We start from the raw sequence: 26,337 nt of genomic DNA, 5'->3' as shown, positions 1-26,337 counted from the left end.
GTGCATCCCGATTCAAAATGATATATGATGATCGTCATGAAATCGAAACCCGCCAAGAGTCCCGCCGTCAGCCGCAAGGAGGCCACCCACGAACGCATCGTGGAGGTAGCCTCGCGCGCCATCCGCCGCAGCGGCTACGACGGCACCGGCGTGGCCGACATCATGAAAGAGGCCGGCCTGACCCATGGCGGCTTCTATGCCCACTTCGACTCGCGCGACGCCTTGCTGGCCGAGGCGGGCGACCGCGCCGGCGCCGACTCGGTGGCCTTGGTGGCGCGCATCGCCGCCGAGGCGCCCCAGGGGCAAGCCTTGCAGGCGCTGATGGATGCGTATTTGTCGCCGCAGCATATTGCCTCCATCGAGAACGGCTGCCCGGTGTGCGCGCTGGGCTCCGAAATGCCGCGCCAGGCGCCCGAGGTGCGGCGCGCCGCCACCTTGCGCATCAAGGAAGTGATCGACCTGTTCGCCCGCCAGATGCCCGACTGGGGCCAGCCGCGCGCGCACGAGCAGGCGCTGGCCATGGTCTGCGCCCTGATCGGCACCACCATGCTGGCGCGCGCGGTGGACGACCCCAAGCTGTCGGCGGCCTTGTGTGCGGCCACCATGAAACAATTTTCCCCGGATGCGGACTGAGCAGGCCCGCGTCCGGGCTTTTTTTTGACCCTATATATGATGATCATCATATTCAGGCGCTTGCCGAGCTTGCCTCCTGTCGGCGTATTTGAAAGGAAACACCATGAATAGCAAGATCGCACTGGTCACCGGCGCCTCCTCCGGCATTGGCGAGGTAACGGCGGCGCGACTGGCGCAAGCCGGCTGGAAAGTGTACGGCACCAGCCGGCGCCAGCGCCGGCTTCCAGATGCTGGCCCTGGACGTGACCAGCGACGCTTCGGTGGCGGCCGCCGTCGAAACCGTCATGCGGATCGAGGGACGGATCGACCTGCTGGTCAATAACGCCGGCTTCGGCGTGGCCGCGGCCGGCGCCGAAGAAAGCTCGATCACCCAGGCCCAGGCCGTGTTCGACACCAATTTCTTCGGCGCGGTGCGCATGACGCGCGCCGTGCTGCCGCACATGCGGGCGCAGGGAGGAGGGCGCATCGTCCACATCGGCTCGGTGCTCGGCTTTTTGCCGATGCCGTATGGCGCGCTGTATGCCGCCAGCAAGCACGCCATCGAGGGCTACTCCGAGTCGCTCGACCATGAACTGCGCAACTGGGGCATTCGATCGGTGGTGATCGAACCGGCATACACCAAGACCACGTTCGACGCCAATTTGATGGAGCCGGACGCCAAGCTCGACGCCTACCACGCCGTGCGCACCGCGGTCGTGCGCCGGATCCAGGACATCATGGCCAGCGCCGAAGGCCCGCAAGTGGTGGCCGAGACGGTCCTCAAGGCGGCCACCGTTGCGCGCCCAAAACTGCGCTATACCGCCGGCGGCTTGGCGGCGCGCCTGCGCCTGCTGCGCACCTTCGCCCCGGCCGGCTTGCTCGACGCCGGCATGCGCAAGGACTTGCAACTGGTTTAAGCGCTTGACTGTAACAACGCACTGTCACGACTTCACTCCAAGGATATGAACATGAGCACGATTTCCCGGAAAATTGCCCTCGTCACCGGCGCCTCCTCCGGCATCGGCGCGCTGCACGATTCGCTGTCCCAGATTGCGCTCAATATCACCGCGCTGACGCCCCTGGCGCACGCCGTCCTGCCCGGCATGAAAGCGCGCAACGCGGGTGTCATCGTCAACGTGGCCTCGGTCCTAGCGCTCAAATCGCTGGCCTTCAGCGCGGTCTACAGCGGCACCAAGGCCTTCGTGCTCGCTTTCAGCGAAGGCTTGCGGGACGAACTGGCCGGCACCGGCGTCACGGTCCAGGTCGTGCTGCCGGCGTCAACCGCCACCGACATCCGGGACCAGTCCGGCGTGCCGCTGTCGGCCCTGGCGCCCGAAGCGGTCATGCTGACCGGGCACATGGTCGACGCCGCCCTGGTCGCGCTCGACCGCGGCGAAGGCATGACCATGCCGTCCGTGGACGATAGCGCATTGGTCGCGCAGTTCGACGCGGCCCGCTCGGCCTTGGTCGCCGCCGCGCAAACCGGCCAGGTTGCGCCGCGACTGCTGGCGGCCTGACCCATCCGATCAAGTGACGCACCATCAAGGAACCCTGACATGTTATTCGACGCATTCTCCCTGCGCGCCACCGCACTCGCCAACCGCGCGGTGATGGCCCCGGCCACGCGCAACCGCGCCATCGGCAACACGCCAAACAGAGCCTACCTCGCGCCGTCTGGCCTGTCGTGGATGAGGCGGGTGATTTCCACCAGGTGGGTCGAATACAGCTGCGCCAGCGCCGCTAGCAGCTTGGCGTCCTGCGCGCGCAGCCGGTAATCCGGCGCCGTGGCGTCACCCTCGGCGTCGAGCATGCCGGCCTGGCGCAGGTATTCCAGCACCGCTCCGGCGGCGGCGGGCGTCACATACAGCCGCTGCGCGAGCGCGGGCGCCGACCAGGGCGCAGGCGCACTGGCGCGCAACAGCATCAGCGCTTCCAGATGTGGCACTGAAGGAATGCTGGTCAGAATGAGGTGGCGTACCGAAAGAGGAATCGTTGTTTTGGCCATTGATGCAGGGTGTCGGTACGGTACAAATTGCCGCCGGTACGAGTCATGGGGCGCTGATTCTATCGTGATCATGCGCAGCCGGACAGGCGTTTTTCCTTGAAAAGTGGCATATTTGCATGCTGCGCGCGCATTCGCGAATCGCTAAGTATTCGCTAAGTGTGTCGCTCTACCATGGCCGTGCCGCCATCCACCAGGACGCTGCGCGCCAACACGCCCATCACCGCAGGAGAGCCCATTGTCCCAACAATTCCGCGCTGGCAACAGGGCATTTTTTCCTCGCATCCTGCCCGCCCTCGTCATCGCCCTTGGCGTCGCCTTGCCCGGCATCGCCAGCGGCGCGGCGGCGTCACGCAAGGCCGACGCGGCCGACGTCGGCACCCAGCTGCGCCTGCTTGCGCAGCAGCGGCCCTGGACCTGCGCCGACCAGCCGGCCACGTCGGCGCCGGGTCCGGGCCTGGCCGGCGGCGTGGCCGAGTGCGCCTGGCAGAACCGCTTGCGCATGCGCCGCTGGAGCGGGCAGGGCGGCGTCGCGCCGGGCGCTTGCGTCAGCGCGCAAGCGCATTGGTGGGCCTGGGCGCGCGCCTCCGTGGCAGCGCCCGGCAGCGCCGCGCCGGCCTGGCGCCGTGCCTGGAACAGCCAGGCCGTCATCGGCGGGCAGGGCGCGCAAAAGCGCATCGTCGCCCTGCGCCGCCTGGACGACGGCCGATGGAGCGTGACCGAATGGCGCTGGGATCCGTCCGAGCGCGCCGCCACCCGGCGCTGGCAGGAGCAGCGCTGGGCATTGCTGGCGGCGGGCGCCGCCCGATGGCGTGCGCCCGCCGAAGCGCCCCCGGGGCCGATCGAGGAGCGCATGCTGCACAGCGTGCTCGAAGCGCACCTGGCGCAGCGCACCGGCGAGATCGGCGAGCGCACCTGGCAGTGGCAGGCAGAACGGCTGTGCCTGACTGTCGATGCCCTGGGACTGGGACAGCAACTGATGCAACTGCCGTACGCGGCCGACGACAGCCGCATGGAACAGCGCGCCGCCATGCAATTGCAACTGGCGCGGCGCTATCCCAAGGCGACCTGGCTCACGCCGTTCAGCCTGGTGCCGAAGGCGCCGCACGCGCGCGGCGGCGCCAAGTTCCTCGCCGTGTGGATCGAAAACGCCACGCTCAAGGGGCAGCTGTGGATACCGACCAGGGGCGGCGGTCCGCTGGTGCGCCTGCGCATCACCACCGTGCCGCCGGCCGGCGCGCAGGGCGCCGCGCGCGCCGAACAGGTGCTGCACAACGAATTGACGGCGCTGGCCGCGCGCTGGGCGGCCGAACATGAATGAGGACGTCGCGACACTTCCCCTGTGGCTGCTCTCGCCGCTGGCCGTGGTCGGCGCCGGCTTGCTGCTGTCCCAGGTCCTCGGGGTCCTGCTGCAGGCGCGCGGCTGGCCCAAGCTGTACGGCGCGGTCATCGCCGGCCTGGTGCTCGGCGTCAGCGGACTGGGCCTGGTCGATGCGGCGCTGCTGACCCAGTTCCAGGAACTGTTCAATGCGGCCTCGGCGCTGGTCCTGTTCGAAGTCGGGCGCAAGATGGACCTGGCGTGGCTGTGGCGCAGCGGGCGCCAGGGCGGCGCGCTGGTGCTCGGCTGCGTGCTGCGCGGCCTGGGCGCGTGGGCGCTGCTGCTCGCCTTCGGCCTCGGCTGGGCCGAAGCGGCCTTCATCGCCGCCATCCTGATCGCCGTCAACCCGGTGGTGTTTACGTCGATGGTGTCGGACTCGAACGCCAGCGGGGTGGCCACCTACGCCGCCGCCAACACGGTCGGCATCAGCAACCTGCTCGCGCTGCTGGCCCTGGCCGGTTCGCTGGCCTGGTTGCGCAGCCATGATATCAATGCCGAATTCGGCTTTTCGGGCGAACTGCTGCGCCAGGCCACCCAGCTGGCGATGGGCGCCGGCATTGCGCTTGTCTGCTATGGCTTGTATGCGGCAGCCACGCGCGTGGCGAAAGCGCAGGCCGGCCTGCGTCCCGGTATCCTGCTGGCGGCGCTGATGATGGACCTGGGCCTGTGCTCGGTCACCTCGGCCAGCGCGCTGCTGTCGCTGCTGCTGATGGGTCTGCTGCTACGGAACGTCGAAACGCGCGACAATGTGTTCCAGGCGCAGGTCAAGACTGCCCAGGATATCGGCTATGCGCTGCTGTTCATGATGTCGGCCGCGCTGGTCCAGGTCCAGCAACTGTTCCAGCTGATGCCCTTGCTGGCCGCGCTGCTGGTGTTCGCGCTGCGCATCGGCCTGACCCGGCTGGCACTGATGCCGAGCAAGGCCTGGAGCGGCGACAAGAAGCATGCCATCGCGCTGTCGCTGTGCTCGCTGGTCAGTTTCGGCTCGCTCGTGGTCGACAATTCGCTGACCGGCGCCTCGTACATGAGCGACACCGCGGCCGGCATCATGGCGGCCTTGCTGGCCCTGAACGTGCTGGCCGGCCCCGGCCTGACCTGGTGGGGACTGAAACTGGCCGACGAAACCCACGAAGGAGACGAACATGGCTGACGCCACACTGGAACAAGAGCGCCTCGCCGCCGCCCAGGCGCTGGCCGTGGCCGGGCAGGGACCGGCCTACCTGCCGCCGTTTACGGTGTCCAAGCTGGGCACGATGGGCATCGAACTTGAACTGATGGTGCTCGACCGTCTCACCTACGACCTGATGCCGGCCGCGCCCGACATCCTGCGCCTGCTCGACATGCAGAGCAAAAAATGGATCGCCACGCCCGAAATCACCACCTCGATGCTGGAAGTGGCCAGTTCGATCCTCGGCAGCTACGCCGAGGCGGCCGCCGAGATCGAGGAAATCCGCGCCAGCGTGCAGCGCGCCGCCTTCCAGGTGGGCGCCGCCATCTCGGGCGGGGGAGCGCACCCGTTCCAGAAGTGGAACGAGCAGCGCATCTACCCCAAGGAGCGCTACCGCGAGTCGGCCAAGAAATACGGCTACCTGGCCAAGATGTTCACCGTGTTCGGCATGCACGTGCACGTGGGCGTGCCCAGCGCCGACGAAGCGATCCGCCTGTGCGCCTGGCTGACCCAGCGCGCGCCGCTGTTCATTGCGCTGTCGGCCAATTCGCCCTGCTGGCAAGGCGAGGATTCCGGCTTTTGCAGCGCCCGCAGCAACGTGGTGGGGGCGTTTCCGATGAGCGGCACCATGCCGGCCCACATCCGCACCTGGCACGATTTCGAGCAGCACTTCGCGCGCCTGGCCGGCCACGGCATCGTCAACAGCATCAAGGATTTTTACTGGGATGTGCGGCCCAAGCCCGAATTCGGCACCATCGAACTGCGCGTGCTCGACACCCCGCTGCACCCGTCCTATGCGGCCGCGCTGGCCTGCTATGCGCGCGAACTGTGCATCGAGGCTTACGACGCGCCCGGCAGCTGGCCGAGCGACGATTCGCGCGAACTGTATGCCTGGAATCGCTTCAATGCCGCCAAGAACGGGGTCGAGGCGGTCTGGATCAATCCCTGCAGCGGCATCGGCCTGCCGGTGCGCCAGGTGGTGCTGGACGACCTGGAGCGCCTGGGCACGCGTTCCACCGATCCCGGCTTCGCCCAGGCGCGCCGCATGATCGGGCAACTGATGGACAAGGGCGGCCAGGCGCGCTGGCTCACGGCCCACCTGGAGGCCGGGTCCGGCATGAACGACCTGGCGCGGGTGGCCAGCGAAATGTTCGAACGCGCGCCGCCCGGAGCGGCGCCATGAGGGTGCTGCTGGTCGAGGACGACCCGATGATCGGCAATGTGGTGCAGCAGGAACTGCGCGACGCCAGCTATGCGGTCGACTGGGTGTGCGACGGCCAGGCCGCGCTGACCAGCATCGCCACCGGCCTGGGCTACTCGCTCGTGCTGCTCGACCTGGGCTTGCCGAAAACCGATGGCATGGACGTGCTGCGCGCGATCCGCCAGGCCAAAAACGATGTGCCGGTGCTGGTGCTGACCGCGCGCGACGCCACCGAAGACCGTGTGGCCGGGCTCGACAGCGGCGCCGACGACTACCTGGTCAAGCCCTTCGCCATGAGCGAACTGCTGGCGCGCATGCGCGCGCTGACCCGGCGCAAGGAACAGGCGGTCGGCCCGAATCTGTCGAACGGGATCGTGACCCTGGACCCGGCCACCCACGAAGCGCAGGTCGGCGATGTTGAAGTACGCCTGACGGCGCGCGAATTTTCGCTGCTGCAATCGCTGCTGCTGCGCCCGGGCGCCATTTTGTCGCGCAGCGAACTCGAAAACCGGCTGTACGGCTGGAACGAAGAAGTGGAAAGCAACGCGGTCGAGTTTTTGATCCACAGCCTGCGCAAGAAGCTCGGCGCCGACGTCATCAAGAATGTGAGGGGAGTCGGATGGATGGTGTCCAAGGGCCGCTAGGGGCGTCGCTGCGCTGGCGCCTGTCGCTCTGGCTGTCGCTGGCGATCGTGGCCGTCGCCGCCGTGGCCGGCGTGATTTCCTTCCTGTGGGCAACCGAGGAAGCGCACACCTTGCAGGACCTGCAATTGCGCCAGACCGGCTACCTGATCAGCCGCCTGGACGCGGTGCCGGCCTCGCCGCTGGCGCGCGAAAAGGCCGGCGACGTCGACTTCGATGCGCGCGTGGTGGTGCGCTTCCTGCGCACCGGCAACGGCTTGCCGGCCGCCACGCCGCCGCGCCCGCCCGTCTTTTCCAGCCTGCTCAGCGATGGACTGCAAACCGTGCTGGTCGGTCGCGAGCAGTGGCGCGTGTTTGTCAAGACCAACGCCAGGGGCGTGCGGGTCGCGGTCGGCCAGCAGACCACGGTGCGCGACGCCGCCGCCCGCGCCAGCGCCTTGCGCACCTTGACCCCGATCCTGCTGCTGGCGCCCGTGCTGGTGTTGCTGCTGGGCGTGCTGCTGAAACAGATGTTCAAGCCCTTCGAGACGCTCGCCGCCGAACTCGGCGCCAGGACCGAAGACGAGCTCGGCCCCCTCGATCACGCCGGCCTGCCGTCGGAAGTGTGGCCGTTCGTGGTGGCGATCAATGCGCTGCTGGTGCGCATGGGGCGCTCGCTGGCGGCCCAGCGCAGGTTCATCGCCGACGCCGCCCACGAGCTGCGCTCGCCGCTGACGGCCATGTCCCTGCAGGCCGAGCGACTCGGCAGCGCGAATATGCCGCGGGAGGCGCGCTCGCGCCTGGATGCCCTGAGCGCCGGCCTGCAGCGCACCCGCATCCTGCTCGACCAACTGCTGACCCTGGCGCGGACCCAGGAAGCGCCGCGCGACGCCGCCGCCAGGGTCTCGATCGCCCACGTCATTCGCGAGGTACTGGAAGACATCGTTCCGATCGCCGAAGAGAAAAATATCGACCTGGGCCTGATCGGCGAGGCCGACGGCGACGTCCAGGCCCGCCTGGTGGACCTCAAGGTCCTGGTCAAGAACCTGCTCGACAATGCGGTGCGCTACACCCCGCCCGGCGGCCGGGTCGACCTGGCGGTGCGGCGCGAGGGCGCGGCGCTGGTCCTGCAGGTGGACGATACCGGCCCCGGCATCGCCGCGAGCGAGCGTGAGCGCGTGTTCGACGCCTTTTACCGCGTGCTGGGCAATGGCGAAATCGGCTCCGGCCTGGGCCTGGCCATCACGCGCAGCGTCGCCGACAGCATGCAGGCGACGATTGCCCTGTCCGATTCACGCCCGCCGCAATCGGGGCTGCGGGTCACTGTCACCTTCCGCCAAGCCAGTTGAAGCGGCTTGGCGAACAACCAGGAGCGGCGCGGCCGTCGATGATGTCATGAAAATTTCTTTCCTCGCCGTGGTGGGCGTGGCGGCCATGCTGCTGGCGGTGCTGGCGGCCCCGGCGCTCGCGCGCAGCGCCAAGGCCGGCGCCCACGCGGTCGCCAAGAGCGTGCGCCATGTCCAGGTCAAGCCGAAAGCCAGGCTCAAGGCAAAGCCCAAGGCCAGGCCCTGGGCCAGGCTGGAAAAGCGCAAGGCCGCAGCCGAGCCCGCAACGGCAGCGCGTTACCGGACCTTTTCGCCGCAGCAGGCGAAGATGGCCGCGCTCAGGTCGAGCGCGGTGCTGATTGTCGATCCGGCCACGCGCCAGGTGCTGTACCAGAAGAATGCCGGCGCCGTCATGCCGATCGCCTCGGTCACCAAACTGATGACCGCGCTGGTGGTGATCGGGGCAGGGCAGGCGCTCGACGAGGTGCTGACCGTGACCGACGCCGATGTCGACCGCCTCAAGTATTCCTCGTCGCGCCTGCGGGTCGGCACCCGTCTGGCGCGCTCGCAGATGCTGCACATCGCGCTGATGAGTTCGGAAAACCGCGCGGCCTCGGCGCTGGGACGCCATTATCCCGGCGGCACGCCGGCCGTCGTGCGTGCCATGAACGCCAAGGCGCGTGAACTAGGCATGCAGCGCACGCGCTTCGTCGAACCGACCGGTTTGTCGAGCCTGAACGTGTCGACGCCCGAGGACCTGGCCAGGCTGGTCGTGGCGGCGCAGCGGCAGCCGCTGATCCGGCGCTACTCTACCGATCCCGGCCATACCATCGCGCAGGGCCGCCAGGCCACGCTGTACCGCAATTCGAACCGCCTGATCGCCAGCCCGGGCTGGCATATCGGCACCCAGAAGACCGGTTATATAGCGGAAGCGGGGCGCTGCATGGTCCTGCACGCAAAGGTGCGGGGGCGCGCGGTGGTGATGGTTTTTCTTGACTCGCACGGCAAGTTTTCGCGCGCCAGCGACGCCAACCAGGTGCGCGCCTGGCTGGTGCGCGCGCGGCGCTGATCGGCCTCCGGAACCGATGGCGATTTTGGCGATCGAATCCTGGTCGCCCGTGTTTTCGGGCCGATTCGCATCCCACTGGAGAACGCCATGAACCTTGTCAAGCCAAGCGCATCAACTGTCATCCGCAGCCTGTTCCTTGCCGCCGCCCTGTCCCTTGGCGGCTGCGCATCCGACCCGACCGACCGCAGCGTCGGCGTGGTCATCGAAGATACCGCCATCAGCGCGCGCGTCAAGGCAGCCCTTGCCGGCGACCCCGACGTCAAGGCGCGCGACGTCCAGGTCGAGACCTTTCGCGGGGTCGTGCAGCTGAGCGGTTTCGTCGATGCGCCCGAGAACGTGCGGCGCGCCACCGATGTGGCCAGACGGGTCGACGGCGTGCGCGAAGTGAAGAACGACCTGATCGTGAAATAGCGCGGGCGCAAGCGGCGCGCCGGCTATTTTTGGCGCGCCGTGGAACCCGCAGCCCATCTCCGCATCCAACCGGGCAAGAACTACAGCGGCGATACGCTGACCCTGGCGGGACCGCTGGCCATTGCCGACATGAGCGGCCCGTTCGGGCTGAACTGGGACGACCGGGTCGACAGCGTCGAAATCGGGCCCAAGGCCACCCTGACCGTGTTCGACAACCAGCAGTTCCGCGATCAGGTGGCCCAGTTCAAGCCCGGACAAAAAGTGCCTGACATCAGCAAACCACTGGGCTTTTTCGATGAATTCGCGTCGGTCAGCCTGACCTGCGCCAAGGGCGCGTAATGCGCGCAGGCGCCACCGGCAACCATCTTAACGGAGGTATACACAATGAACCAGAAACAATTTGATGCCAGTATCGAAGCATGTCATGCCTGCGCCGCCGCGTGCGGCGAATGCGCCGACGCCTGCCTGCGCGAAGACGACGTCAAGATAATGGCGCACTGCATTGCGCTCGATATCGACTGCGCCCAGATCTGCCAGGCCGCAGCCGGTTTCATGGCGCGCGGCAGCCAGTTCGCGCGCCCGCTGTGCCAGCTGTGCGCCGATGTCTGCGACGCCTGCGCCCAGGAATGCGCCGGGCACCAGGCGGCGCACTGCCAGGCCTGCGCGCAGGCGTGCCGGCGCTGCGCGGAAGAATGCCGCCGCATGGTCGCGATGACCGTGTAAGCGGCTGCGGCGGGCGTTGCCGCTTTTATGCCTGGCCGGCCTCGATCGTCGAGCAGTGCCCGATGAGCTCCACATTGCGCGCGATCCAGCGGTCGGCTGCGGCATGGCCGATGTCATGCAGGTGGGTCAAGAACGCCCACTCGGCATTGAGCTTGCTCGACACGCCCAGTTGCATCGCGGCCTCGCCGGCGCTGATCCGGTGCAGGCGCGTATCGGCATAGCGCACGTGCGCCGGATTCTCTTCGTCGATAAGGCGCTTGAGCAGGAGAATTGAACTGATCTCCCTGACCAGGCTCGCGTTGAACGTGATTTCGTTGAGGCGGTTGCTGATCTCGGCGGCGGTGCGCGGCAGTTCCTTGCGCACGAGCGGATTGATCTGGATGATCACCAGGTCGCGCTGACAGGATTCGTCGATCAGCGGAAACAGCACCGGGTTGCCCATATAGCCGCCATCCCAGTAGGCTTCGCCATCGATTTCCACAGCCTGGAACAGCTGGGGCAGGGCAGCCGACGCCATCACCTTGTCGATATCGAGTTCGTGGCGCTTGAAAACCCGCGCCGTCCCCGTGCGCACATTGGTCGCGGCTATAAACAGGGTCAGTCCGTCGCAATTGCGCACGCGCTCGAAATCGATCAGTTCGGCGAACAAGCTGCGCAAGGGATTGATGTTGAGCGGATTGAATTCGTAGGGTGACACCATGCTGGTGGCCATCTGGAAAAACGCATAGGCCGGCGAACTGTCGAGCGTCCAGCGCCCCATCAGGCGCTCCAGCGGCGTGCGTTGCAGCGGACTGAGGCGGGCGGCATCGCTGACGGCCCGCCAGAACCTTGCCAGCGCCTGGCGCGCGCCGGCCCGCCCGCCGCCGCCCGCAAAACCGTCGGCCAGCACGACGGCATTGACCGCCCCGGCGCTGGTGCCGCTGATACCCTTGATCGACAGGCGCGGTTCCTCCAGCAGGCGGTCGAGCATTCCCCAGGCGAGCGCACCGTGCGCGCCGCCGCCCTGCAGTGCAATATCGATGTCCTTCGTTGCTGATGGCCCCATGTTTCCTCCATTTGCAAGTTGTGCCGCGCGCAGCAGCGCGCGCTGCGCATGCCGGCAATGCGGTGTAGACCGCGGCGCAACGGCATGGTTCAGCCCTGCGGCGTGCCATCGTCGACAAGGATGCGGACGGGCATCCGGCAATCGCTTTCGCTAAAAGTTGCATGTTCAACCAACGCGTGCATCAAGGACCGATGCGATAGCCCCCCTAGAATGGACACTGGTGGCAGGGCGATGCGCAGCGCTATCCACATGCCACATGCCACATGCCACATTCAACCACGGAGAGGTCGCGGATGGTCCCGGAAAAACCTGTTGTACTCATTACCGGGTCGGAAGGCAGGATCGGCACGGCCATCGCCGCCCGTCTGGCCGATGCCTACACGGTGGTCGGATTCGAGCGCCTGTGCCGGGCGCCGGACTGCATTGAAGCCGATATCACCTCCGAGCAAGCGCTGGGGCGCGCCTGCGACACGCTGCGCTCGCGCCACGGCGGCCGCATCGCCTCGGTCATCCACCTGGCCGCGTTCTACGATTTTTCGGACGAACCGAATCGGCTCTACGACGAGGTCAACGTCAAAGGGACCGAGAAACTCCTGCGCGCCTTGCAGTCGTTCGAGGTCGAGCAGTTCATTTACGCCAGCACGATGCTGGTGCATGCGCCCGGGTCGCCCGGGCGTCTGATCAGCGAATCATCGCCGCTGGCGCCGGCCTGGCCGTACCCGCAATCGAAGCTGGCCGCCGAACGCGTCGTCGAAGTCGAGCGCGGCACCACCCCGGCGGTCATTTTCCGCATCGCCGGGGTGTATACCGACGACTGCGAGCTGCCGTCGCTGGCGCACCAGATCGGGCGCCTGTTCGAGCGCCAGATGCTCAGCCGCGTGTTTCCGGGCGACGCCTCGCACGGACAGGCATGCGTGCACATCGACGACGTGGCCACCGCCTTTCGCGCAGCCGTCGACAGGCGCGCGGTCCTGTCCCAGGAAACCACGCTGCTGATCGGCGAGCCGGTGGTGGAAAGCTACGAAACGCTGCAAAACCTGATCGCCTGGCTGCTCCATGGCGAACCCTGGGAGACGCGCCAGATTCCCAAGGCGCTGGCGGCGGCGGGCGCCTGGGTCCAGCAGAAAGCCGAGATCGTGGTGCCGGACGCGATCGACCGCGGCGAGGCGCCGTTCATCCAGCCCTTCATGGTGCGCATGGCCGACGAACACTATGAACTCGATATCTCCCGGGCGCAGACGCTGCTCGACTGGCGGCCCGTGCATTCCCTGCGGCGCAGCCTGCAAACCATGATCGCGCGCCTGCGCGCCGATCCGCCCGCCTGGTACGAGCGCAACAAATTGCCGCTGCCACTGTGGCTGGAAGACGTGCGCAACAGTGGCCAGCCCGGCGCCCAGACGATTGCCGACTACAACATGATGGCCCGCAGCGGGCATCGCCAGACCTTGTGGTGCCATTTTGCCAATATCGCGCTAGGGTTCTGGCTGCTTGCCAGCCCGTTCACCTTCGGCCTGGCGCAACAATGGATGCAGGCCGGTGCCTCCTGGGCTCCGAACGGGCGCGGCCTGGCGTTCAGCGCCACCTGGATGACCGCCAGCGACATGCTGGCCGGCGCCCTGGTCGTGGTATTTGGCCTGCTGTCGCTCTCGCGCGACTTCGGCTGGGCCCGCTGGAGCACGGCGGCGGTCGGCTTGTGGCTGCTGTTCGCACCGGTGCTGTTCTGGACCACCAGTGCGGCCGCGTATGCCAACGACACCCTGGTCGGCGCGCTGCTGATCGTGTTCGCCGTCGCGCTGCCGGCGGCGCCCGGGATCACGCCCGTGGCAAGCACCAGCGGACCGGATGCGCCGCCAGGGTGGGACTACAGTCCATCCGGATGGACCAACCGCCTGCCCATCATTGCGCTGGCCATTGTCGGGCTGGTGATTTCACGCTATCTGGCCGCCTTCCAGCTCGGCCACATCGATGCGGTCTGGGACCCGTTCCTCGGCGACGGGACCGAGCGCATCATTACTTCATCGGTATCGGAAGCGTGGCCGGTGTCGGACGCCGGGCTCGGGGCCACGGTGTACGTGCTCGAAATCGTCACCGGCGTCATCGGCGACCAGCGGCGCTGGCGCACCATGCCCTGGCTGGTCCTGCTGTTCGGGGTGCTGATCGTGCCGCTGGGGGCGGTGAGCGTGTTTTTCATCATTATCCAGCCGGTCGTGATCGGCACCTGGTGCACCCTGTGCCTGATCGGCGCGCTGGCGATGCTGCTGCAAATTCCCTACTCGCTCGACGAAATCCTCGCCACGCTGCAGTTTCTCAAGAAGCGCCGGCAAAAGGGCCGGCCGCTGTGGTACGTCCTGCTGCGCGGCGACACAATGGAGGGCGGCAGCGCCGCCTATTCCGACAATTTCGAGGCGCCGCTCGGCGCGATTCTGCGCGAAATGCTGCTCACCGGGGTCAGCGTTCCCTGGAACTTGCTGGTGAGTACGCTCATCGGCGTTGCCCTCATGTCCAGCCGCCTGCTGTTCGGCAGCGCGGGCCAGGCCGCCGACAACGATCACATCATTGGATCGCTGGTGGTCGCGGTCTCCATCATGGCGTGGGCCGAGGTGGCCCGGCCGCTGCGCTTCGTCAACATCGGATTCGGCCTGTGGCTGCTGGCCGCGCCCTGGCTGCTTGAGGGTTACGCGAGCGACGCCGCGCTTGCCTCAATCCTGCTCGGGCTGGCCTTGATCGTCCTGGCATACCCGCGCGGTAGGGTGGTCAATCATTTCGGTGAGTGGGACAAGATCGCGCGGGCGACAATCGGATTTTCCGCCGCCAGGCGTCCCCGGTCCGCGCGGGCTTGAATGGCCATGGTGCGGGTCGGCCGAGGTTGACGCCACACTATTTCTTGAAAATATCGGTATAAAATCCGCCCGCCTGCAGCACCACGGTGACCGGTTCATCGTTCAGGTTCTTCCAATACCAGCCATGCACGCCGGTGAAAGGAGCAATCAGCACGCCGCTGGAGTGGCTGACATCGTCTTCCAGGATGAAACTCTCGAATTCGTCGCCCTTGGCGTTGACCGGTTCGCCATGAAAATCATGGTTGAGCACTTCGCCCTTGGTCGTCTTCCACGAAAACATCAGGGCAGAGCCTTTCGCCAGATGGGTTTTCACCTCCACACCCTTACCGGGTGCCAGGGTGATTTCCTGCGTGTCGGCGCGGTAGGCGACGGTTTGCTTCGATGCGATGGTGATGGCGCGCACTTCGCCGGGCGCCGATACGGTCGATCCTTTCGCCGCTGTGATCGTGGCGGCGGGCTTGACCGGCTCGGCCGCAGGCGCGGCGGCGCTGTGCAATTTGGTCAATCCGAGTGCCTTGCCCGCGCCGGTCGGGTCGATCCCGTACTCGGCGGGCAAGACGGCAACGACGAGCAGCACGGCGGCGACCGCGGCGGCGACCAGGCAGCCGCGCAAGAGTTCCTTTTTAGGCGCGACGACGGCTGCGTTCGATGGAGGCAGAGACATGGTGTTTCCTATTGACTGAGAAAGCCGGTGAATTGATAGCCGGCCAGGACGAAACCGGCGCTCATGAGCGCAAAGTTGCTGGTGAGGGCATGCCGCGCAAAGCTGGCGGTGCTGCGCCAGTAGCGCATGACGATCAGGATCATGCCGAGCGCGAGCAGCTGGCCGAGTTCGACGCCAAGGTTGAAGGCGATCATGTTCGGGACCAGGCCATCGGGCGAGAGCGAGAAATCCTGCAATTTCGTGGCCAGTCCCAGGCCGTGGAAGAAGCCGAAAATCAGGACAGCCGCCTTTTTGTTCGGCTGGACACCGACCACGCTGTTGAAGCCGCCCAGGTTGTCGAAGGCGCGGTAGACGATCGACAGGCCGATGATGGCGTCGACCAGGTAGGCGTTGATATGCCAGCCATTGAGCACCCCGAGCAGCAGGGTGGTGCTGTGGCCGAGCGCAAACAGGGTCACGTAGAGGCCAATCTCCTTCATCCGGTACAGGAAGAAGATCACGCCGCACAGGAACAGCAGGTGGTCGTAGCCGGTCACCATATGCTTGGCGCCCAGGTACAGATAGGGCAGGAAGTGCACACCGGTCGCACCTTGCAGGAAACCCTGGTCCGACTCGGAAACGCCATGGGCAAGGGCGCCGGCCGTCAGCAGGCAAAGCGCCATGCCGAGCAGGCACGCACGGGCGCGCTTGGCCCGATCATTGAACGACATTGCAGTTTTCTCCTGATGTCCGGTTGACGAGGCGTGATTATCGCCGATTGCCGGCGTTGCTTGGGTAAGGCAAAAGCAATATGCTCGATCTTTAAATCGACATTACCCGAAATATTGTCGATTTAAATCGCGGGGTTTGCGGCCAGTTATGACCTGTTCCGCTTAAGCCGTCAATCGATCGCAATCGTGTAGTACTCCCTCTGGCGGCGCCAAACGTCAATCAGCTTTGCGCCGTGTCGATGATTCTCTGCCCGCAGGTGAGATGCCGGCTGCCGCCCCATCGATCCAGGTCCAGAAGATAGAACTGGAGGCCACAAAACGGACATTTTATCCAGCCGGGCGTGTATTGGCTGCCCGCCACCGGTTCATGGTCTTTGGCCGGCCAATCCGTTTCTTTCTTCAGCCAGGCCAGGCGTCCCTTGGCGTCAAATAGCGCGATGTCGCGCGATTCAAAGCGTGATACGGCGCGCCCATCCTGTTTCCATGCGGGGCTGGCTGCGTTGTTTGAATTGATGAATGAGATATAACCGTACGTGCCGTCGTCACGCCTGACAAACTCGGCCCGAAAACGGCCGTCCACACTGACGATTTCATCGATCATATCCATTCAATATCCAACATCTTCAGTCCCGAAAATCAGGTAAGAGAAGCCATCCGGGCATCCACGTACACCCAAGCTTGCCTCCCTGAAGCCAACAATGCCAACACGCGCTGACAGGCATCGACTTCATACGCGTCAGCGCGGCCGAGCTCGGCGTCAGTGACGTCAAACGCTGTTCCTTGCACCCGGTCTTCTGCATTCTCACTACGCCGGACGATCGGATGGTGCGTTTTACCGCTTGTGGCGACGACCTCCAGATCGTCCATTTTCACCATGGACTGCACAAAGCCAAAATGTGGAACAAGCACCGGATTGTACACACGCTGCCTGGAAGCTGGATTATCGATGAGCTCGGCAAGCTAAGGACTGGACCGAGGAACGTTCCCACTGCCGCAAGCGCTGGGCGACACCCGGCGCTCGCACTCTGCAGCGCTGACATCAAAATACCGCCCCGGTCATTGCTGAGCACTCGGACAGTTGAGCCGAAGATAGCGTTACCATCACCCTTTATTTAACATAATATAGATTATGCGAAGGACTGGTAGTTTACAGCATGTTGCGTTTCCTTGATTTAGTGCCACAACAGCAAGACGATAAATGGTATGTTTATGTGTTGCCGTTAACTCTACAACGCGATGATCACTCAACTTGAGGGTCCACTGGTTCCTCCTAGCCTCTCGGCCCCAGTCCTAGTTGACAGCTGTGGGCTGCCGCGCTATTGGGCGGTCGTCTGGTCAGCGGCAGTCACAGGAGCTTTGGCAGACTCGACGCACATAAAAAAGCTCCGCTACATCGACAACCTGTACCAGCATGGCGACGAGCTGCGTGGTCACGGTGCGCTTGACGACGCCCTTGGCACCCTGAACGACGGCGACCTGGCGGAGATCCTGGAATCTTGGTTCATCTCGATTCGTAACCAACCCGCAACGACTGAGTCTGACGAGACGCGTTGGCAAGTAGGACTCAGTTTCGTCACCTCGATCGTCGCGTGGATTGCGAAAAGTGACACCCACAAGACATTGAGCCATATCGAGAGCCGACTTCATCAACTTTCAGTTCTTTACAGCCAGTTCCGCGTAAAGAAGCGAAACATGCCTGAAATGATCCGCTCTCTGCCGGCGTCTACCGTTGAAGTCTTGTATCAGATCCTAGATCCCGAATCCAAAGATAATCCATTCCCTCGCGTTCAGACGCGCTGGCGCGTGTACGTGGCATTTATTCTTATGCTCCACCAAGGCTTGCGGCGCGGTGAAGCGCTGTTACTTCCCGTTGATGCAATTAAGAGCGCGTTTGACCCGAAACTAGGACGTGATAGGTGCTGGATCAACATCCGCGAAAACGACTACGAAAGCTCAGCCCAAGATCCTCGCTACTCCAAACCAAGCATTAAAACCAAGGATTCGATCAGGCAAATTCCGACCAGCGAAACGACGGCACGAATCATCGAATTATATGCCGGCAATTATCGGGGCCGCCCCCAGCACTCATTTTTACTGAATTCCAAGTCCAACGTGCCGCTCTCAACCGAGGCGCTCACGAAAGCATTTTCCGTAATATCGAATAAACTACCAGCTCATGTGGTCAGGGAGTTAGAGTCCCGTACAGGCAAGACGACCGTTACCCCGCATGATCTTCGTCACACCTGCGCTGTGGTTCGTCTCCACCAGTTACTCCAGCATGGAGACTCCATGGACGAGGCATTGCAAAAAATGAGAACATTCTTCGGTTGGTCGCGGCAATCCACTATGCCATCTCGCTATGCTCGGGCTGTTTTTGAAGACCGGCTTGCGGGCGTTTGGAATAATGCATTTGATGACCGAGTCTCACTTCTACGCGCGATTCCTAAGGAACGCTAATGCGAAAACAACAATCTACTGAACAGTACGCGCCAGGATCCGATCAAGATACCTTGGCCCGATTCTGCGCGAGCCTGCAACCGCTGCCCTCCATCCTCAGATATTACGATGAATTCGACGACACTACACGATCAATTCGTGCTCCGACCGTAGAAAATGTCTTCGAACTTTTTTCTCACGGTCGAAGCTCAAAGATTGACTTCGGAAAGCGTGATCCTCATTGCGGGCTAATACTGAAACACACCCTAGCACTGATGTTTGAACAGGACCTAAGCGCTAAAACGGTTACAGGATATTTCTCCGGTTTGCCTCATCTATTTGACCGCGATCTCATTTCGCTGCTGCGAACCGGTCCACATGAAGTCGGACTATTATGGGCTGAATGGCGCGCGCGCGAACTAACGACCGAGAGCTATATGCTTGCAAAGCACATTCTGCATTTGCTATGCACCTATCGCTGGAATGGATGGTCACATGAATACCGCACCTTCCTACGCACCACACTCCCCCTTCCAGCGGTCGACAAATACGCGGCGGTTCGCGCGGGCGACGTTTTTCTATCTCCTGATGAAGAAGCTGCAATTGTGCGGCATCTTGACGAAATGGTTACTCGCCTGCGGACGGGCGAACTGGTCCCCTACCCCGCCGTGGCTGATGCTGGGATGGTCCTGTGTGCGTATCAGTTTGCGATGCGCCCTGTACAAATTGGCATATTAGATGCAAGGCATGTACGGATCTGGCACGATGGGATTGACGATGATCCGACTGTACACTTAACCTTCCACATGGCAAAGCAGCGTGGAAAAAAACACCGCGTCCCATTAACACGGCGAGTCAAGCGCGAATGGGTACCAATATTTGTTAGTCTGAAGTCGCACTTTGACAAAGTCGCAGAAGATGGCTCAGAGAAGTTCTTCCAGGTAAAATCGGCGCTAGAAGTGAGCCAGCGAATTTCCTCGCGCGTTCGCATGCTGATCGGCTCCGACGATCTTGGAACTGCCACGGATCTGCGCCATACGGCAGCTCAACGCTTAGTCGATGCCGGCGCCAGCCATGAGGAACTGGCGGAGTATATGGGGCATGCCCAGACAAACACCGGACTGATCTATTACGCTACATCTGCCTCGCATGCCGAACGAGTCAACCGGGCATTGGGGGCTTCAGAAGTCTATCGTCGCGTCGCAAAAATTGCCCATGACCGGTTCATTGCCTCCGAAGAGCTAGCCGTACTAAAAGATGAGCAACAAATCGCGGCAGTCCCGCACGGAATCCCGATCTCGGGTATTGGCGGATGCACGTCAGGACAGCCATCGTGTCCATATAATCCAGTCACATCATGCTACGGATGCCGCAAATTCATGCCTGTCACCGACAAGGGCCTACATAGCAAGGTCTTGGGTGATATGAGGGAAGTTGTACTTTTTTTTGAGCGAAGCTCGCGGGCGGATTCGAAGTCGCCAACCTACATGCAATTACAACGAACCATAAGCGAAATTCAAACAGTCATCGCCGAACTTGAAGGTGGTGGAGCATGAATTCACACTATAAATCTTTCATCGAACTGGGAAAATCGTTAGCGCTTAGCAGGGGGCTAATTTGGAGCTTCGCTATTGACAGCGTCGGCTATGCTGCTGACGATGCGGGTTGGAACTTGACAGCATGCGTGGGAGATGTCCCCCCACCGGCGTATTACTTGCGCGATCTTGGCACGGATTCAAAAACGCTTAGTTTCATCAATGCCGAGCGCGCAGCAAGCGACCTCGCCCCCCTACAACAGCGCGCCCTTTCGCCCGCTTGGCAAGACTTCATCAAAGCGGCAGTCATCAACCAATTGCTTGTGAAACGGAACTCTACTGGGTACGTCTATCAGAGCATCGCGCGCCCGCTCCGCGTCATGGGCACATGCGTGGACAGCGACCCGTGGGAACTTACATTGGACGATCTTCAACATGCCATTCGCACCGCAAAGGCAGTACAAGCATCGGGTAAGCTTGGCGACGTTCTTGCCGGATTGGTCAAGGTCATTTTGGACACGAACCATATTTGCGATGCGGGCCAAATGTATGGGTTGCTTGGCGTTCAAAGAGTTCAAGTAACCAGTGTCAGGTCCCGACAGACCATGTCCGAAGACGAACTGCGTTCAAAATTGGAAGAGCGCAAGCGCGTCGAACGGCTCCCATCCCGTCGAGCCTTTTGGGAGCTAGTGCGCATCGTTATGACAGAGCATCCAAAATCATTCATGGATGAGCTTCGGTTCGCTGCTACTCGGACGATGATCATCACCGGGTTGCGGGCCGGTGAGGCTACTTTGCTGCCGATTGATTGGAAGCGCGAAAGAACTTATGTCGATGCGAAGGGCCAAGCTGCGGGAAAGGTCGGGGGATTTTCCAGCGCACTTATGCTTCGGCACTTCGCGGAGAAGCAGCAGGAAGAAGAATCGGACAGCCGCGTATTACGGGAGAACACCCAGCCAGTGCCGGAGATGTTCCGCGCGCTCTTGACTGAGACCCTGGAAAGGGCCGCTTATATTACTGCCCCACTTCGGGAAACGTTGAAACTACAATGCGAGACTGGTCGACTGTTACCTTGGTTTCGTGAGAACGAAACCGTTGCATTTACAGACATCTATACACGCCTTAGCGGCAATCCATTTTGGCTTGACATAGAGCGCGATTACTTTATCAACGAATACCGCAAGGACTTTGACCCTGCTATATTACGCGACCTACACAAATTCCAGACTGAGAAGTACCTCGGATCTGTTCGCAAGCTCGATATGGCAATTTACGTGTTCGGCAATCGCCTGCAAAAGCAGATGCGCGCGGGCGAAACGAAGCTACGCTTTCGCACTTCAACGGGCATTCCAATCCATGACGGCGCACGAATGTCCTGGAGCGATACATTTCTAAATGTCGGAGAACTAGAGGACCACATACAAAAAACGACTCCGTCCAAGCTGCCCGATCGTTTAGCGATGAACGCCGATTCAGGCGTCGTTCAGCCGTGGCAGCTACTGTTCTTGCATCCAAAACGGTCGCTCGCCGAGGAACGTAATGATGGAATCTGCGACGTTACCCGCTATTTCTCGATAAGTCGACCTGACTCGCGCTTGGTGGGCATAGGGTTGGGTGATCACGACAAGATTCCGTCCCTATTCGAGCGTTACGGCGCAACTAAGCAAGACCAAGAATTGCGGCTAGAGTCCCACATGCTGAGACACTTGCAGAATACAGAGCTTTTCAGGCTTGGCGTAGCCGATACGATTATCTCGAAACGCTATAACCGCCGCAGTGTCGCACAGAGCTACGAGTATGACCATCGCAGCCTCGCTGAAGAACTTGAACAGATTTCGATTCCCGAAGAGGTGGAATTGATGCTTGGAGAAAAGGCCGCGACCGTGGCCAAGATGATCAAGGGAGGTAAGGCCAGTGGCCCTATTGTTGATGCATTCGTCCGGATTCAAGCCAAGGACGGCGATGCGGCAGCGTACGAATATCTGCGCGTGGAGGCCGACGGATTTCATGCGACGCCTTACGGTCATTGTTTAAATTCCTTCACTGTGGACCCCTGTCCTAAGCATCTTGAATGCTTCGCGAATTGCCGGCATCTTTCCGCAACCGGTCTGCCGGAAAATAAAGTAAATTTAATTCGGCTTGAGGGTAAATTCAAAGCGGCGATAGAGACAATACGAACGCGACCATCCATGAGTATTGGGTGGAAAAATCAGCTTCAGCATGCTGAGGAGAGATTAGCCGGAGTACAAAGGCTTCTTGACACACCCAATGGTGAACACGCCTTCCCGGACGGAGTGGATCTGTCTATTCCGCGAACGCGTGATGTGCTGGGCGAATGAACGAGGAAAAAGACATGCCAGAACAAGACGCCAAAATGCGAGGAATTCTCGAGACCTTGCTGACCAACGACCAGGACATCACCGCACGTGCCGTCGCACGCTTGCATCCTTCGATCAAAGCTGCATCATCGATCACGCGCAGCGAATCTCGCGCGGCGCTTTTGGCCGATTTTCAAAAGCGCCAACATGAGTACCGGGCATGGCGAGGCCGCATCGGAAAGCAGTCTGCCGCCGATACGGCCACAGCACTCGCAAAGAAAGATCAACGTATCGCCGAACTTGAATCCTACGTTCAAATTCTGACGACCTCGCATGTCGCCTTACTGCGTGCTGTTGGAGCGATGGGAGGATTCAGCCGATGGGCACAGTTTTTTGAGAAGTATCAAGACGTGCGGCGAAAACTGAGTGATTTGGGTGCAATACCCGAAAGCGTGGCTCAAATGCAAGACGCCTTGACAACAAAGTCATCACCCAAAAATACAAGAAAGTAGAATTGCGTCAAATTCCTGCACGAAGAAGCAAAGCGGACGGGGCTCAAAGACGGTAAGCGTCCGCTTAGCACCCGGTTGATTTGAGCGCCGTCTTGCCTGATGATGGCGTCACACAGCTGGGAAGCGGCGTGTTTTTCAGGCAGTGGCCAGCTGCCCGGCGCAATGCCGGGGCAGGAACTCGTCGATCGGAATGGCGTGCGTCGTTGAGAAATTCTGTCGAGCGTAGTCGGGCGGCGAAGTCTTGAAACAACGTGGTCAGAACGGACAAGGCGAGCAGTGGAAGCAAAAATTCACACTGCCGTCCGCGCTTCTAAACTGATGTCAAGTGTTTTTATTCCCATATTAAATATAAATCATCTAATTGCACATTAAATGCTAAATTGGGGGATTGATGTTGAACCGCCTCTATCGCAACCGGCGGTTTAGCTTCACTTTAGTGTCCTCCTGGGATGCTTCCCTCTCGTAGGTTTCTGGACTGGCAGCGCCTGTGTGCGTCAGCACCGGTGCAGTGGCGCTTGTGAGGACAGACATAAACAGTTGCGCTTGTAAGCCTGGGCGGGCCTAGTAGACTGCAGAGCATGAACCCGCTCGACGCACTCGCCGCCACCGACATTGACCCTGAATTGCTGGGGCAGATACGCGCGCTAGTCGAGCAGCAACAGGCAAAGCTGGCCGGAACGGACTTCAGTATCACAGCGCTGACGCACGAACTGGGGTACTACCGCTGGGTCCCTTTTGACAAAGCCAGTGAGGTGCTCGGTGGCGAGCCGCGCATGATGTTCGATGAGACGCTCAACACAGCCTAGGCTTGAGCAAAACTTACCAGTCGCGTTCGTGACTTTTATATGTCATTATGACATATACATGGCGTGCTCTGTTTGGGTAGGAGATGATTAAGCTTCAATTTCAGGTTGGCCACACCAAATGTCTGATTGAAGAATGGAGGCGCGTCGTATCCTTAAAGGAGAACTCGCGCGCAAAGATATTGACTATAAAAAGTTTTCTAAGCTCCTGCTAGACCTAGGAATTGATGAAAGCCCTGGCGCCATTACCAACAAACTTTCTCGCGGAAGCTTAAGTTTTGCCTTTTTTCTTCAGTGCATGAAAGTCATTGGTCGCCCGAACATCCAAATTGCCCTCGATTAGCGCGCTAAGATGACCACAAAAAAAGAGTGGATTTCCCAGTTTGACGAAAGCGAGCAATACGTCGCTCAAGAACTGTTAGCGGCGGTCCACACTGTGTCCCACGATGAGTTCGCTAGAGTCATGGAACGGCTCATCAAGCACCGTCACGAGCAAACTTGCGAAAGGACTGCTGTGTTTGTCGAGCGGGAGGTGAAAAAAAGCAGTGGTGGCGGTCCGTGTCGCCTATTTAAAGAGGAGAAAGTGCCGGTCAAAGGGCGTCGAAAATATGCCCTAAGGGCATGCGGTCCGAGCCCAGCCGTGCTCCACTCCGCGCGCGGTGACAAGAGCGATGTTGGCAGTGAAGGGCTAATGGCATCCATAACTGGCCAGTTGGCACGAATCAAAGACCTGCATTTCGAGACGAATCCCTCGCCCAACCTATTTCGAAAAGCGAAAATTAGACAGATTTTCGTAGTTACGGACCTAATCGGAAGTGGCGACAGAATCTGGAACTTTCTAGAGTCCGCTTGGCGAGTGCGTAGTGTCAAAAGTTGGCATTCAAAAGGGCTTATCAAATTCACCGTTATTGCGTACGCGACCACTTCCGCAGGTGAGATGCGTGTCAAGTCTCATGCTTGTGGAGCGGAAATCGTCAAGGCGATAGAGTGCCCCACAATCGACAACACATTTTGGCTTGATGACAGAATACCTAACTTGTGCAAAAAATACTATCGTGGCACTGGTGAGCCGCTCGGTTATAAAAACACAGGGGCGCTGATTGTCTTTCGCCATGGCTGTCCAAACAATGTTCCTCGAATTTTTTTTGAGTCGCTCAAGGACTGGAAGGCGTTGTTCCCTGGTCGTGTTGGAAGTATCGGTTTTGATGAGCTTCGGCCAAAATTTGCTGGCCTGGAGTACGGCGACGTACTTGACGGGCTTGGCTACATAGACCTTGGACGAAAAAAATCCTTCTTGGCGTACCCAGATAGCGGGAAAAAACTAGTGGTTCTAATGTGTGCTATTCGCAAGGGAATGCACACACCGGAGGCGCTCTGCGCCGGTACGAAACTGCCTTTATTCGAAGTTGATGACTTGCTTAAGATTGGGATAGTTCAGCAGCTCGTGACTGCGAGCAAGCGTCTGACTGACCTTGGAATAGGCACGTTGGCATCAATTATTGCCAAAAGTGACAAGGAGACCCTTCCTAAAGTAGAGAAATCGTACTATTATCCAAAGCAGCTGAGGTTGCCGTCTACATCCATTTAGTCACCGCCTGTGCTGTTCGGCAGGCAGGGGACCGGATTCCCGCGTCCCTTAAAAGAAACTCACGCTTTACGGAACCTTTGAGCCTCGCTCAGAGGCTTCGCTGTGGATGTCTTGCTCATGAGCGAGTCTCAAACCCTCCATGAATGTCAACAAGTGTAAATGAATGACACACTGGCAATCTCAGCTCTTTGAAGTCGATGCTCCCCCGGATGCCCCAGTCGACGCGGCCTTAGCAATTGCAAACGCAATTCGGTCTATTAATCCATTGCTTCCCCCTCTGTTTACGCTCTCTCACCTCGCACATGAGACCGGTGTACCATATAAGTATCTTAGAAATACGGTAGCCAGGGGTAAAGTAGATGAGCAATACTCAGTGTTTCGAATTCAAAAACGTGCTCCAAGTGCAACAATACAATATAGGTGGATCGCGGCACCGCATCCACTCCTGTTAAAAACGCAACGCTGGATAAATACCAATATTCTGAAAAATATTGCTGTGCACAACGCTGCGTTTGCATATATCAAGGAAGGGTCTGCATATAAAGCGGCTTGCTTGCATAACCAAGCGAAATGGCTGGTTAAAGTTGATATTCGTAATTTTTTTGAATCAATTCTCGAAACAAAGATTTGCAAAGTATTTGAGACTGCTGGCTATCAGCCGTTGTTAGCTTTCGAGCTGTCGAGAATTTGTACGCGAATTGCCACTCCTGAAATGGAACGTGCTTTGGCTCCGAATGGACGGGTTCCAAATAGTTTAAAAGGGTTAAAATACTCTATTTCGGCCTATAATTCCTTTGCCCTCGGCCACCTTCCTCAAGGCGCTCCAACAAGTCCAATGCTTGCGAATATAGTTGCCAAAGAAATTGATGATGAAATTAGTTCATTGGCAGAGAAATACAAGTTGCGATATTCCCGATACTCAGACGATATTGTGCTTTCGACACCATCTACGCAGTTTGGGAAGGAAATGTGCAAGGAAGTCGTCGGAAAGCTATATAGAATACTTCTAAGTGCGGGGTACCAGCCAAATGTTGAGAAAACAAAAATCAGTGGCCCTGGTTCAAAAATGATTGTATTGGGTTTGCTCGTTGACGGAAAAACGCCTCGATTAACATCTGAATTTAAAAGCAAACTCAGAATGCACTTATTTTACTGCAGAACTCGCAGCCCACAACAACACGCCGTGAAACGTAAGTTCGCGTCTTTACTTGGACTGAAAAATCACTTGATTGGTCTCATATCGTACGCCGGTACCATAGATGCAGCTTTTGCAAGCAAGTGCTATGCGGAGCTTAACGCTTGTAGCTGGCCGATTTTTGATAGTGCGGATTTTGATTCAATTATCGAGTCAACCGTAAAAATTCTTAGGTAATCGCT

General features: G+C 60.6%; 26 protein-coding genes and 1 pseudogene. 21 read left to right on the top strand and 6 right to left on the bottom strand.

Annotated elements, in window-relative coordinates; all coding sequences use genetic code 11:
- The first annotated feature begins 24 nt into the window (after window positions 1–24).
- The 3 genes and pseudogenes from F0185_RS04790 (at window position 25) to F0185_RS04780 (ending at window position 2,129) form a co-directional block, all read left to right on the top strand.
- Window positions 25–633, top strand: coding sequence for a TetR/AcrR family transcriptional regulator (locus F0185_RS04790; RefSeq protein WP_167222069.1), 609 nt, complete (start codon window positions 25–27; stop codon window positions 631–633).
- A gap of 103 nt (window positions 634–736) precedes the next feature.
- Window positions 737–1,529 (top strand): annotated as a pseudogene (locus tag F0185_RS04785) (oxidoreductase).
- A 51-nt stretch (window positions 1,530–1,580) separates the two neighbouring features.
- A complete protein-coding gene (locus F0185_RS04780) occupies window positions 1,581–2,129 on the top strand; it encodes an SDR family NAD(P)-dependent oxidoreductase (RefSeq protein ID WP_229476725.1) in 549 nt (182 codons plus the stop codon).
- A gap of 143 nt (window positions 2,130–2,272) precedes the next feature.
- Here F0185_RS04780 and F0185_RS04775 read toward each other — a convergent pair whose 3' ends face one another.
- Window positions 2,273–2,557 carry a hypothetical protein gene (locus tag F0185_RS04775; RefSeq protein ID WP_167221342.1) on the bottom strand — a complete coding sequence of 95 codons (285 nt, stop codon included), beginning with the start codon at window positions 2,555–2,557 and terminating at the stop codon, window positions 2,273–2,275.
- A 295-nt stretch (window positions 2,558–2,852) separates the two neighbouring features.
- Here F0185_RS04775 and F0185_RS04770 point away from each other — a divergent pair, with 295 nt between their 5' ends.
- The 9 genes from F0185_RS04770 (at window position 2,853) to F0185_RS04730 (ending at window position 10,509) form a co-directional block, all read left to right on the top strand.
- Window positions 2,853–3,935, top strand: a complete 1,083-nt coding sequence (locus tag F0185_RS04770) for a hypothetical protein (RefSeq protein ID WP_167222065.1) — start codon at window positions 2,853–2,855, stop codon at window positions 3,933–3,935.
- Complete coding sequence (locus F0185_RS04765; protein WP_167222063.1) at window positions 3,928–5,142, top strand: cation:proton antiporter domain-containing protein; 1,215 nt, start codon at window positions 3,928–3,930, stop codon at window positions 5,140–5,142. The genes F0185_RS04770 and F0185_RS04765 overlap by 8 nt, the downstream gene beginning before the upstream one ends.
- Window positions 5,135–6,343 (top strand): YbdK family carboxylate-amine ligase, encoded by a 1,209-nt coding sequence (locus F0185_RS04760; RefSeq protein ID WP_167222061.1) that lies wholly within the window; start codon window positions 5,135–5,137, stop codon window positions 6,341–6,343. The genes F0185_RS04765 and F0185_RS04760 overlap by 8 nt, the downstream gene beginning before the upstream one ends.
- Window positions 6,340–7,005 carry a response regulator gene (locus F0185_RS04755; protein ID WP_167222059.1) on the top strand — a complete coding sequence of 222 codons (666 nt, stop codon included), beginning with the start codon at window positions 6,340–6,342 and terminating at the stop codon, window positions 7,003–7,005. The genes F0185_RS04760 and F0185_RS04755 overlap by 4 nt, the downstream gene beginning before the upstream one ends.
- Window positions 6,981–8,330, top strand: coding sequence for a sensor histidine kinase (locus tag F0185_RS04750; protein ID WP_167222057.1), 1,350 nt, complete (start codon window positions 6,981–6,983; stop codon window positions 8,328–8,330). Before F0185_RS04755 ends, F0185_RS04750 begins: the two co-directional genes overlap by 25 nt.
- 46 nt (window positions 8,331–8,376) lie before the next feature.
- The gene (locus F0185_RS04745; protein ID WP_167222055.1) at window positions 8,377–9,375 is read left to right on the top strand and encodes a serine hydrolase; all 999 of its coding nucleotides are present in this window, start codon (window positions 8,377–8,379) and stop codon (window positions 9,373–9,375) included.
- An 87-nt stretch (window positions 9,376–9,462) separates the two neighbouring features.
- Window positions 9,463–9,786: a BON domain-containing protein gene (locus F0185_RS04740; RefSeq protein ID WP_167222053.1), complete on the top strand. Its 324-nt coding sequence runs from the start codon at window positions 9,463–9,465 to the stop codon at window positions 9,784–9,786.
- Window positions 9,787–9,825: 39 nt separating this feature from the next.
- On the top strand, window positions 9,826–10,125 hold the full coding sequence (locus F0185_RS04735) for a beta/gamma crystallin domain-containing protein (protein ID WP_167222051.1): 300 nt from the start codon (window positions 9,826–9,828) through the stop codon (window positions 10,123–10,125).
- Between the two features lie 45 nt (window positions 10,126–10,170).
- Window positions 10,171–10,509: a four-helix bundle copper-binding protein gene (locus F0185_RS04730; protein ID WP_167222049.1), complete on the top strand. Its 339-nt coding sequence runs from the start codon at window positions 10,171–10,173 to the stop codon at window positions 10,507–10,509.
- Window positions 10,510–10,534: 25 nt separating this feature from the next.
- Here the strand turns inward: F0185_RS04730 and F0185_RS35570 are convergent, their stop codons facing one another.
- Complete coding sequence (locus tag F0185_RS35570; protein ID WP_167222047.1) at window positions 10,535–11,554, bottom strand: patatin-like phospholipase family protein; 1,020 nt, start codon at window positions 11,552–11,554, stop codon at window positions 10,535–10,537.
- A gap of 293 nt (window positions 11,555–11,847) precedes the next feature.
- On the opposite strand from F0185_RS35570, the gene F0185_RS04720 reads away from it, so the two are divergent.
- Complete coding sequence (locus tag F0185_RS04720) at window positions 11,848–14,394, top strand: NAD-dependent epimerase/dehydratase family protein (protein WP_167222046.1); 2,547 nt, start codon at window positions 11,848–11,850, stop codon at window positions 14,392–14,394.
- 37 nt (window positions 14,395–14,431) lie between these two features.
- On the opposite strand, the gene F0185_RS04715 is transcribed toward F0185_RS04720, so the two are convergent.
- From F0185_RS04715 to F0185_RS04700, 4 genes are all read right to left on the bottom strand, one after another.
- Window positions 14,432–15,058 carry a hypothetical protein gene (locus tag F0185_RS04715; protein WP_167222044.1) on the bottom strand — a complete coding sequence of 209 codons (627 nt, stop codon included), beginning with the start codon at window positions 15,056–15,058 and terminating at the stop codon, window positions 14,432–14,434.
- 8 nt (window positions 15,059–15,066) lie between these two features.
- Window positions 15,067–15,768, bottom strand: coding sequence for a HupE/UreJ family protein (locus F0185_RS04710; RefSeq protein WP_167222042.1), 702 nt, complete (start codon window positions 15,766–15,768; stop codon window positions 15,067–15,069).
- 220 nt (window positions 15,769–15,988) lie between these two features.
- Complete coding sequence (locus tag F0185_RS04705; protein WP_167222040.1) at window positions 15,989–16,375, bottom strand: hypothetical protein; 387 nt, start codon at window positions 16,373–16,375, stop codon at window positions 15,989–15,991.
- A 29-nt stretch (window positions 16,376–16,404) separates the two neighbouring features.
- Window positions 16,405–16,689, bottom strand: coding sequence for a gamma-glutamylcyclotransferase family protein (locus F0185_RS04700; RefSeq protein WP_167222038.1), 285 nt, complete (start codon window positions 16,687–16,689; stop codon window positions 16,405–16,407).
- Between the two features lie 435 nt (window positions 16,690–17,124).
- Between F0185_RS04700 and F0185_RS04695 the strand changes: the two genes are divergently transcribed.
- From F0185_RS04695 to F0185_RS04660, 8 genes are all read left to right on the top strand, one after another.
- Entirely contained in the window at window positions 17,125–18,225 is a 1,101-nt protein-coding gene (locus tag F0185_RS04695; RefSeq protein ID WP_229476724.1) for a tyrosine-type recombinase/integrase, read from the top strand.
- A complete protein-coding gene (locus F0185_RS04690; RefSeq protein ID WP_167222034.1) occupies window positions 18,225–19,760 on the top strand; it encodes a tyrosine-type recombinase/integrase in 1,536 nt (511 codons plus the stop codon). The genes F0185_RS04695 and F0185_RS04690 overlap by 1 nt, the downstream gene beginning before the upstream one ends.
- Window positions 19,757–22,078 (top strand): hypothetical protein, encoded by a 2,322-nt coding sequence (locus tag F0185_RS04685; RefSeq protein WP_167222032.1) that lies wholly within the window; start codon window positions 19,757–19,759, stop codon window positions 22,076–22,078. The genes F0185_RS04690 and F0185_RS04685 overlap by 4 nt, the downstream gene beginning before the upstream one ends.
- A complete protein-coding gene (locus tag F0185_RS04680) occupies window positions 22,075–22,569 on the top strand; it encodes a hypothetical protein (protein WP_167222030.1) in 495 nt (164 codons plus the stop codon). The genes F0185_RS04685 and F0185_RS04680 overlap by 4 nt, the downstream gene beginning before the upstream one ends.
- A 578-nt stretch (window positions 22,570–23,147) precedes the next feature.
- Entirely contained in the window at window positions 23,148–23,375 is a 228-nt protein-coding gene (locus tag F0185_RS04675; protein ID WP_167222028.1) for a hypothetical protein, read from the top strand.
- Window positions 23,376–23,508: 133 nt separating this feature from the next.
- A complete protein-coding gene (locus tag F0185_RS04670) occupies window positions 23,509–23,715 on the top strand; it encodes a DUF6471 domain-containing protein (protein ID WP_167222026.1) in 207 nt (68 codons plus the stop codon).
- A 9-nt stretch (window positions 23,716–23,724) separates the two neighbouring features.
- Entirely contained in the window at window positions 23,725–24,960 is a 1,236-nt protein-coding gene (locus F0185_RS04665) for a phosphoribosyltransferase-like protein (RefSeq protein WP_167222024.1), read from the top strand.
- A 163-nt stretch (window positions 24,961–25,123) separates the two neighbouring features.
- A complete protein-coding gene (locus F0185_RS04660) occupies window positions 25,124–26,332 on the top strand; it encodes a reverse transcriptase family protein (RefSeq protein WP_167222022.1) in 1,209 nt (402 codons plus the stop codon).
- Window positions 26,333–26,337 lie beyond the last annotated feature (5 nt).

Origin of the sequence: Massilia rubra (assembly GCF_011682065.1) — a bacterium.
GTDB classification, from domain to species: Bacteria; Pseudomonadota; Gammaproteobacteria; order Burkholderiales; family Burkholderiaceae_D; genus Telluria_A; species Telluria_A rubra.
This window is presented reverse-complemented; position numbering and strand designations above follow the sequence as displayed.

Excerpts from the sequence above, each read along its gene's own strand:
- F0185_RS04790 (WP_167222069.1), top strand. The coding sequence starts at position 25 with ATGATGATCGTCATGAAATCGAAACCCGCCAAGAGTCCCGCCGTCAGC.
- F0185_RS04780 (WP_229476725.1), top strand. The coding sequence starts at position 1,581 with ATGAGCACGATTTCCCGGAAAATTGCCCTCGTCACCGGCGCCTCCTCC.
- F0185_RS04765 (WP_167222063.1), top strand. The coding sequence starts at position 3,928 with ATGAATGAGGACGTCGCGACACTTCCCCTGTGGCTGCTCTCGCCGCTG.
- F0185_RS04760 (WP_167222061.1), top strand. The coding sequence starts at position 5,135 with ATGGCTGACGCCACACTGGAACAAGAGCGCCTCGCCGCCGCCCAGGCG.
- F0185_RS04755 (WP_167222059.1), top strand. The coding sequence starts at position 6,340 with ATGAGGGTGCTGCTGGTCGAGGACGACCCGATGATCGGCAATGTGGTG.
- F0185_RS04750 (WP_167222057.1), top strand. The coding sequence starts at position 6,981 with ATGGATGGTGTCCAAGGGCCGCTAGGGGCGTCGCTGCGCTGGCGCCTG.
- F0185_RS04745 (WP_167222055.1), top strand. The coding sequence starts at position 8,377 with ATGAAAATTTCTTTCCTCGCCGTGGTGGGCGTGGCGGCCATGCTGCTG.
- F0185_RS04740 (WP_167222053.1), top strand. The coding sequence starts at position 9,463 with ATGAACCTTGTCAAGCCAAGCGCATCAACTGTCATCCGCAGCCTGTTC.
- F0185_RS04730 (WP_167222049.1), top strand. The coding sequence starts at position 10,171 with ATGAACCAGAAACAATTTGATGCCAGTATCGAAGCATGTCATGCCTGC.
- F0185_RS35570 (WP_167222047.1), bottom strand. The coding sequence starts at position 11,554 with ATGGGGCCATCAGCAACGAAGGACATCGATATTGCACTGCAGGGCGGC.
- F0185_RS04720 (WP_167222046.1), top strand. The coding sequence starts at position 11,848 with ATGGTCCCGGAAAAACCTGTTGTACTCATTACCGGGTCGGAAGGCAGG.
- F0185_RS04715 (WP_167222044.1), bottom strand. The coding sequence starts at position 15,058 with ATGTCTCTGCCTCCATCGAACGCAGCCGTCGTCGCGCCTAAAAAGGAA.
- F0185_RS04710 (WP_167222042.1), bottom strand. The coding sequence starts at position 15,768 with ATGTCGTTCAATGATCGGGCCAAGCGCGCCCGTGCGTGCCTGCTCGGC.
- F0185_RS04705 (WP_167222040.1), bottom strand. The coding sequence starts at position 16,375 with ATGGATATGATCGATGAAATCGTCAGTGTGGACGGCCGTTTTCGGGCC.
- F0185_RS04690 (WP_167222034.1), top strand. The coding sequence starts at position 18,225 with ATGCGAAAACAACAATCTACTGAACAGTACGCGCCAGGATCCGATCAA.
- F0185_RS04685 (WP_167222032.1), top strand. The coding sequence starts at position 19,757 with ATGAATTCACACTATAAATCTTTCATCGAACTGGGAAAATCGTTAGCG.
- F0185_RS04680 (WP_167222030.1), top strand. The coding sequence starts at position 22,075 with ATGAACGAGGAAAAAGACATGCCAGAACAAGACGCCAAAATGCGAGGA.
- F0185_RS04675 (WP_167222028.1), top strand. The coding sequence starts at position 23,148 with ATGAACCCGCTCGACGCACTCGCCGCCACCGACATTGACCCTGAATTG.
- F0185_RS04670 (WP_167222026.1), top strand. The coding sequence starts at position 23,509 with ATGGAGGCGCGTCGTATCCTTAAAGGAGAACTCGCGCGCAAAGATATT.
- F0185_RS04665 (WP_167222024.1), top strand. The coding sequence starts at position 23,725 with ATGACCACAAAAAAAGAGTGGATTTCCCAGTTTGACGAAAGCGAGCAA.
- F0185_RS04660 (WP_167222022.1), top strand. The coding sequence starts at position 25,124 with ATGACACACTGGCAATCTCAGCTCTTTGAAGTCGATGCTCCCCCGGAT.